Origin of the sequence: Dokdonella sp. (genome assembly GCF_036518555.1) — a bacterium.
GTDB lineage: Bacteria > Pseudomonadota > Gammaproteobacteria > Xanthomonadales > Rhodanobacteraceae > Dokdonella_A.
In genome coordinates this window covers 1-7,046 of the sequence record NZ_DATDMY010000002.1, presented here as the reverse complement: position 1 = coordinate 7,046, position 7,046 = coordinate 1, and the positions used below count along the sequence as shown (strand labels likewise).

The 7,046-nt window shown below is 72.7% G+C and carries 6 protein-coding genes; 3 read left to right on the top strand and 3 right to left on the bottom strand.

Annotation, left to right across the window (positions count from 1 at the left end; genetic code table 11):
- Nucleotides 1-424 (top strand): efflux RND transporter permease subunit (locus VI238_RS00040; RefSeq protein WP_331647203.1); only part of this gene is annotated, 424 nt, incomplete at its 5' end.
- Between the two features lie 55 nt (nucleotides 425-479).
- Here the strand turns inward: VI238_RS00040 and VI238_RS00035 are convergent.
- On the bottom strand, nucleotides 480-2,081 hold the full coding sequence (locus VI238_RS00035) for a tetratricopeptide repeat-containing sulfotransferase family protein (RefSeq protein ID WP_331647201.1): 1,602 nt from the start codon (nucleotides 2,079-2,081) through the stop codon (nucleotides 480-482).
- A 38-nt stretch (nucleotides 2,082-2,119) separates the two neighbouring features.
- The gene (locus VI238_RS00030) at nucleotides 2,120-3,889 is read right to left on the bottom strand and encodes a 3-hydroxybutyrate oligomer hydrolase family protein (RefSeq protein WP_331647199.1); all 1,770 of its coding nucleotides are present in this window, start codon (nucleotides 3,887-3,889) and stop codon (nucleotides 2,120-2,122) included.
- Nucleotides 3,890-4,122: 233 nt separating this feature from the next.
- Between VI238_RS00030 and prpE the strand changes: the two genes are divergently transcribed.
- Nucleotides 4,123-6,036 (top strand): propionate--CoA ligase, encoded by a 1,914-nt coding sequence (prpE, locus tag VI238_RS00025; protein WP_331647197.1) that lies wholly within the window; start codon nucleotides 4,123-4,125, stop codon nucleotides 6,034-6,036.
- A 122-nt stretch (nucleotides 6,037-6,158) separates the two neighbouring features.
- The gene (locus VI238_RS00020; protein WP_331647195.1) at nucleotides 6,159-6,503 is read left to right on the top strand and encodes a zinc ribbon domain-containing protein YjdM; all 345 of its coding nucleotides are present in this window, start codon (nucleotides 6,159-6,161) and stop codon (nucleotides 6,501-6,503) included.
- Between the two features lie 165 nt (nucleotides 6,504-6,668).
- Here the strand turns inward: VI238_RS00020 and VI238_RS00015 are convergent.
- Nucleotides 6,669-7,046, bottom strand: a 378-nt coding sequence (locus VI238_RS00015; RefSeq protein WP_331647193.1) for an EAL domain-containing protein, incomplete at its 5' end; no start/stop codon positions are given.

The following is a 7,046-nucleotide window of genomic DNA, read 5'->3' as shown; positions in this document are numbered from 1 at the left end:
CACCGAGCTGTCGGTAGTGTCGATGATCGCGATCGTGCTGCTGATCGGCATCGTCAAGAAGAACGCGATCATGATGGTCGACTTCGCGCTCGTCGCCGAGCGCGAGCACGGCCTGCCGCCTCTCGAGGCGATCCGTGAAGCCTCGCTCGTGCGTTTCCGCCCGATCATGATGACCTCGATGGTCGCAATCTGCGCCGCGCTGCCGCTCGCGATCGGTTTCGGCACCGGCTCGGAGCTGCGGCGTCCGCTCGGCATCGCGCTGATCGGCGGCCTGCTCGTGTCGCAGAGCCTGACCCTGCTGTCGACGCCCGCGATCTACCTCCTCTTCGCGCGCATGGGCGAACGCCGCCGACGCCGACGCGAAGCGCGCCGCACGCGTTCGACGCTCGCGCCGGCAGCGCAAGGTCGCGGTCCCGGCGTTTGAACGAGCGACGGCATGGAGCACGCAGGCGCTTCGCCTCCGCGTGCGTGCTCCCGCCTCAATCGTTCGCTTCCATCGATCCGCGCAACAGCAACCGCAGTGGATCGAGCAGCGCGCCGTAGCCCGCGGCGACCGCGGTGTCGCGGCGCAGTGGCCGGCGTACCTGCGCCGCGCTCGTCGTGTGCACGTTGCGCCCGGCTTCGTGGAAGCGCAGGCAAGCGGGGTCGAACGCGAGGCCGCAGTGCGCGAGCAATGCGCGCACGGCCGCTTCGGGCGCGTCGAGCAGCGCTTCATGCACGAGCGCGTGGATCGACGCCGGCGCCTGGGCGCGCCAGTGCGCCATCGCCCGCTCGCTGTCGCGGTGGAAGGCCGCGAGTTCGGCGAGGTCGTAGGCGAAGTATTGCCCTTCGCCGAAGTTGTGCTTCCAGCAGCTCCAGCAGGTTTCGAGCGCATCGCGCACGCAATGCACGATGCGCGCGCCCGGGAACATGCGCAGGATCGCGCCGAGCACCTGCCAGTTCGGCAAGGTCTTGTCCGTGAACGCCGCGCCTTCGCCGCGCGCCGGCGCGATGCGCGCGAGGTAGCCGTCGCCGAGGCGCCGCCAGTCGTCCGCCGTCGCGTCGCCGACCCAGTGCGGGAAGCGGATGCCGCGGCGCATGGATTCTTCCTGCAACACGCGCGCGACGAGGTTCGTCTCGCCCCCGGCGGCGACCTTCGGATGTGCGGCGAGGATCTGCTCGGCAAGGGTCGAGCCCGAGCGCGGCATGCCGACGAGGAAGACGAGGTCGCCGCCGCGCCCGTCCGACGGCGGCGGCGCGGCGAACGCGAGGAGGATCGCGTCGACGAGCGCGCTCGCCGCCGGCGCGCTCCAGCGGATGTCGCGCCGGCGCGCGGCGTTCGCCTCGGCCAGCACCGCGAACGCTTCGGCGTGGCGCTGTTCGGCCTCGAGTGCATTCGCCCACGCGAAGCCGAGCGCGATGCGCTGCGCGGGCGTGCCGCGGCCGCTCGCGTACGCGCGTGCGAGCGCGGCGCCGTCGCCGCTCCCGGCGCGGATCGCCTTGAGGTTGAACAGGCCGATCCAGGCCGATGGCGCGGCCGCTTCGTCGTCGAGCAGCGCCCGCAGCTCGGCTTCCGCCTCGTCGAGCCGGCCGAGCGTTCTCAGCGCGTCCGCGCGCAGGATGCGCGTCGCCGCACGCCGCGGATCGACTTCGATCGCCGCGTCGTAGGCCGCGCACGCGCCGGCGACGTCGCCGCGCAGTTCGAGCACGCGAGCGAGGTTGAGCCAGGGGTCGAGCAGGCCCGGATCGAGTTCGCTCGCGCGACGGAACGCCTGTTCCGCGGCGTCGAGGTCGCCGTCCTGCGCGAGCGCCGAGCCGAGATTGGCGACGACGAGGCCGTCGTGGGGCCGCTGCCCGGCCACGCCGCGCAGCAACGCGACTGCTTCGGCGCTGCGGCCGAGCTGGTTCAGCGCGACGCCGCGCAGGCGCTGCAGTTCGGCGTGCCCGGGCGCGAGATGCAGCGCATCCTCGAGCAGGCGCTCGGCGTGCGCCGCGCGTCCCTCGATGATCGCCGCGGTCGCCGCGCGCGCGAGGCGCACGGCGGTCGCGGGCAACCCGCGCTCGCGTCCGTCGTCGATCGATGCGTCGTCGTGGCGCGTCACACCCACCCGGCAGCCTCGTGCAAGGGATTCATCCTCGATTATCGCCGATCCGCGCGCGCGCCTGCCGCGTCGAGCCCGAGCGCGTCGCGCCCGAGTGCGCCGAGGCCACGCGGCGTCGTCGCGAACCGGCGCGATGTCGGCGCCGGTGCGCCGTCGGCGAGTTGCGCCCACAGCGCATCGAGCGCCGCATAGCCGTACGGCAGCAGCGGCACGTAGCGCTCGCCGAACCCGGGCAGCGCGAGGAACGCGTCGAAATGCTGCGCGTTCGGCACGCGCCAGTAGACCGGTCGGCGCGCGGCCGCCTCGAGCGCGCCGACGTAGGTGCGGGCGTGGAACGCGTCGGGCAACAGGCCGTCGTCCTCGCCGTGCACGACGATGATCGGCAGGTCCTCGCGCGGGAGCTTCACCGCCGTCGCCGACACCGATGCGCGCAGCGCGTGCGCGGCAGCATCGTCGCCGAGCCACAGCGCACGCAGGCCGTCGATGCCGGCTGCGCACGGATCGGCCGATGCGTCGACGCCGCCGAGCAGTTGCACGCCCGCGCCCGGCGCGATGCCGCTCGCGTCCGACCACCACGCGGCGCGCGTCGGTGCGTCCGCGGCGACGGCCGCGCCGTGCGCGTCGACGACGCCGAAGTGGAAACCGCACGGCATCCTGGCCGGCGTCGCGCGCAGGTACGACGCCGCGTAGGTCGCGGCGATCGCGCGCCAGAGGTCGAAGCGGGTCGAGCTCGCCGCGGCCTCGATCGCGCGTTCGTCCCAGCCCGACGCGCGCAGGCGTTCGAACGCCGAGCGCGCCTGCGCCGCGCGGCCATGGCCGTCGACGAGGCCGAGCGCGCGCAGGCGGTCGCAGCGCGCGAGCCAGGCCGGCGGCGGCGCGCCGTCGATGCGCGCGAACGGCGTCGCGTCGTAGCGTGCGTCGGTGAGCGCGCACGGCAGCAGCTGCGCCGCCTCGCTCGCGACGTCGTAGAGCGGGCGGCCGCCGTCGACATGCACGTTCGGCGCCAGTGCGACGACGCCGTCGACGAGGCCTTCGGCATCGAGGCCGGCCGCCTGGAGTGCCGCACCCGCGCCGTTCGATACGCCGGTCACGATCACGCGCGTGTTGGCCGGCGTGAACGGCGCCAGCGCCGGATACGCGCGATCGAGCATCGCGAGGCCGAAGCGCGCCGCCTGCAGCACGTGGCGGCCCCAGTCCGCTTCGGGATGGTCGCCCGACTGCGCGTGCTTGATCGCGACGCCGCGCGCGCCGGCGCCGTGGGCCGGCTCGAACTCGAGCGGCGCGGCGCCGCGCGCGATGCGCGTGCCGTCGAGCGCGACGCCGGTATCGCTGTCGAGATCGAAGTAGCCCGTACCGGTGCCCTTGTCCGTGTACGCGACCGCGCAGCCGCGCGGCAGGCCCCACGCGCCCGCGAGCGCGATCGCGCCGTACACGCCGCGCGAACCCGAGGACGCGGCGACGACGAGGCAGCGGGCACGCGCGTCGAACGCATCCGGCGCCTGCAGCAGCACGCGGTGCGGCGCGCGTGCACCGGGCACGCGCGCGAAGGCGTGGTATTCGCGTCCGGGCACGGTCGGAACCGCGCCATAGACCCGGCCGGAGCCGCCGAGCGGGGCGAGGTCGGCGATGCCGTGCCAGCTCGCGTGGATCGCGCGCCGCCGCAGTTCCGCGGGCGTCGGTGCCGCCGCGGCGGCGAATGCGGGGGCCGGCACGCGCAGGCCGTCGAGGCCGAGGCCGGCGCCGAGCAGGTCGTCGCGATCGCGATGCACGCTCTCGCGGATGTCGCCGACGGATTCGTTCGCGGTCATCGCGTCTCCGGATCGGTACGGGTTGCGCACGTGGCACGGCGGGGTGGATCGGCGGTGCGGCTCGCGCCGCGCGGGCAGCGGTGCCATCGTACGCAAGAGGCGCTCCGCGTGCGTCGGCGACCGGCCGCGTCGTCGAGCCAGGCGTTCCACGCGCCCGGTTTCGACCAAAGTCGCAGCGGCGCCGCGCGGCGCATCGGCTAGCCTGCGACGGCTGACGATGCGGGGCGACCGCGATGGACTACGAGACGCTGTACCGCCGCTCGATCGAGGATCCCGAGGGGTTCTGGGCCGAACAGGCGCGCGCGATCGACTGGCACCGCCCGTATGCGCGCGTACTCGAGTACGAGCGGCCGCCGTTCCGCCGCTGGTTCGCGGGCGGCGAAACGAACCTCTGCCACAACGCGGTCGACCGCCACCTCGCCGCACGCGGCGACCAGCTCGCGCTCGCCGTGATCTCGACCGAGACCGGACAGCGCCGCCATTTCAGCTACCGTGAACTGCATCGCGAGGTGAACGACTTCGCCGCGGTGCTCGTCGCGCTCGGCGTCGGCCGCGGCGACCGCGTCGTGATCTACATGCCGAACATGGCCGAAGCGGTGTTCGCCGTGCTCGCGTGCGCGCGCATCGGCGCGATCCATTCGGTCGTGTTCGGCGGCTTCGCCGCGCACAACCTCGCGCTGCGCATCGACGATGCGCGCGCGTCGCTCGTGATCTGCGCCGACGCGGGCATGCGCGCGGGCAAGGTGACCGCGTACAAGCCGCTCGTCGACGCCGCGATCGCGCAGGCGCAGCATCCGCCGCGCCGCGTGCTGATCGTCTCGCGCGGACTCGACCCCGGCCTCGCGCGCATCGACGGCCGTGACTTCAACTATGCGGCGCTGCGCGCGCGCCATGCCGGCACCGACGTGCCGGTCGCGTGGCTCGAATCGAACGAACCGAGCTACCTGCTCTACACGTCCGGCACGACCGGCAAGCCGAAGGGCGTGCAGCGCGACGTCGGCGGCCACGCGGTCGCGCTCGCGTTGTCGATGCGCACCGTATTCGACGTCGGGCCCGGACAGGTGATGTTCTCGACGTCCGACGTCGGCTGGGCGGTCGGCCACAGCTACAACATCTACGGGCCGTTGCTCGTCGGCGCGACGTCGCTGCTCTACGAAGGCACGCCGGTGAATCCCGATCCCGGCATCTGGTGGCAGCTCTGCGCCGAGTACGGCGTGCGCACGATGTTCTCCTCGCCGACCGCGATCCGCGTGTTGAAGAAGCACGATCCGGCGTGGCTGCGGCGGCACGACCTGCACGCATTGAGCTGGCTGTTCCTCGCCGGCGAACCGCTCGATGAACCGACCGCGCGCTGGATCGCGGACGGGCTCGGCAAGCCGGTCATCGACAACTACTGGCAGACGGAAACGGGTTGGCCCGTGCTCTGCCTGCAGCCCGGGCTCGACATGAAGCCGGTCCGCTACGGCTCGCCCGGCTTCCCGAACTTCGGCTACAAGCTGCGCGTCATCGACGAAGCGACCGGCGCGGACGCCGCGCCGAACGAGAAGGGCGTGCTCGTCGCCGAGCCACCGTTGCCGCCCGGCTGCCTCAGCACGGTCTGGAACGACGACGAACGCTTCCTGCGCAGCTACTTCGGCCATTTCAGGGAGTTGCTGTACAGCTCGCTCGACTGGGCGATCCGCGACGAGGACGGCTACTTCTTCATCCTCGGCCGCACCGACGATGTCATCAACGTCGCCGGCCATCGCCTCGGCACGCGCGAGATCGAGGAGGCCGTCGCGACGCACCCGGCGGTCGCGGAAGTCGCGGTCATCGGCGTGCGCGACGAGATCAAGGGCCAGGTGCCTCATGTGTTCGCGACGCTCAAGGCGGCGATTGCGGACGACGCCCGCCGCGCGACGGCGATCGCGCTGCAACAGCGCGCGTGCGAACAGCTCGGCGCGATTGCGCGACCCGCGCGCGTGTATCTCGTCGCGGCGCTGCCGAAGACGCGTTCGGGCAAGCTGCTGCGACGTTCGATCCAGGCACTCGCGGAGTCGCGCGACGCCGGCGACCTGTCCACCCTCGACGACGCGAACGCACTCGAGGAAGTGCGTTCGGCGATCGCGCGCGGGGCGGACGCGACCAGCGGCGAGGTCGCGCCGTGATCGCCTGCACCGGGCCGTTTGCGCGCGGCATCGCGTGCGACTCGCTCACGCCTGCAGCCGGCCGCATATAATCACCGCCCCGTCGCGCGGCCCGCGCGCCGACGAAGTACGAGGACGTCCGGATGACCGCGTTGCCACCCTGCCCGGCGTGCGGATCGACGTTCACGTACGAGGACGGCCACCAGCTCGTCTGCCCCGAGTGCGCCCACGAATGGACGGCGGGCGCCGCCGCCGGGGCGACCGCGTCCGACGAATGTGTCGTCAAGGACGCGCACGGCAACGTGCTCGCCGACGGCGACAGCGTCACGGTGATCAAGGACCTCAAGGTCAAGGGCTCGTCGCTCGTAGTCAAGGTCGGTACGCGCGTGAAGAACATCCGCCTCGTGGACGGCGACCACGACATCGACTGCCGCATCGACGGCATCGGCGCGATGAAGCTCAAGTCGGAGTTCGTCAAGAAGGCGTAAGCGGTACGCGCGAAGCGCATGCCGCCGGCTTGCTCGCGTCGGCACGCGTGATGCCGTGCATTGCGCGCGTTCCGGGCTCGCGGCGTTCGCGTCGACCGCGCTCCATCACGCGACCCGCGTGTCCCGAATGCGGCGTCCGACGACGCGTGGCGCTCTGGCGCGCCGTCACGGCTGCGACGCGATGCGGCTTTCCCTCGGCATGTCGGCGGGCACCGGCGGCGCGCGCGCGAGCAACGCGCGCAGGTCCGACTCGGCGAGCGGACGGCTGCAATGGAACCCCTGCACCTCGGTGCAGCGATGGCGCGCGAGCCAGTCGTACTGGGCCGCGATTTCGACACCCTCGGCCGCCGTGCGCACGCCGAGGTCGCGCGCGAGCCGGATGATCGCGCGGATGATCGCCTCGGAGTCGGCGTCGATGCCGATGTCGCGCACGAACGACATGTCGATCTTGATCTTGTCGAACGGGAACGCGCGCAGCAGTTGCAGCGACGAGTAGCCGGTGCCGAAATCGTCGAGCGACAGGCGCACGCCGAGGTCGTGCAG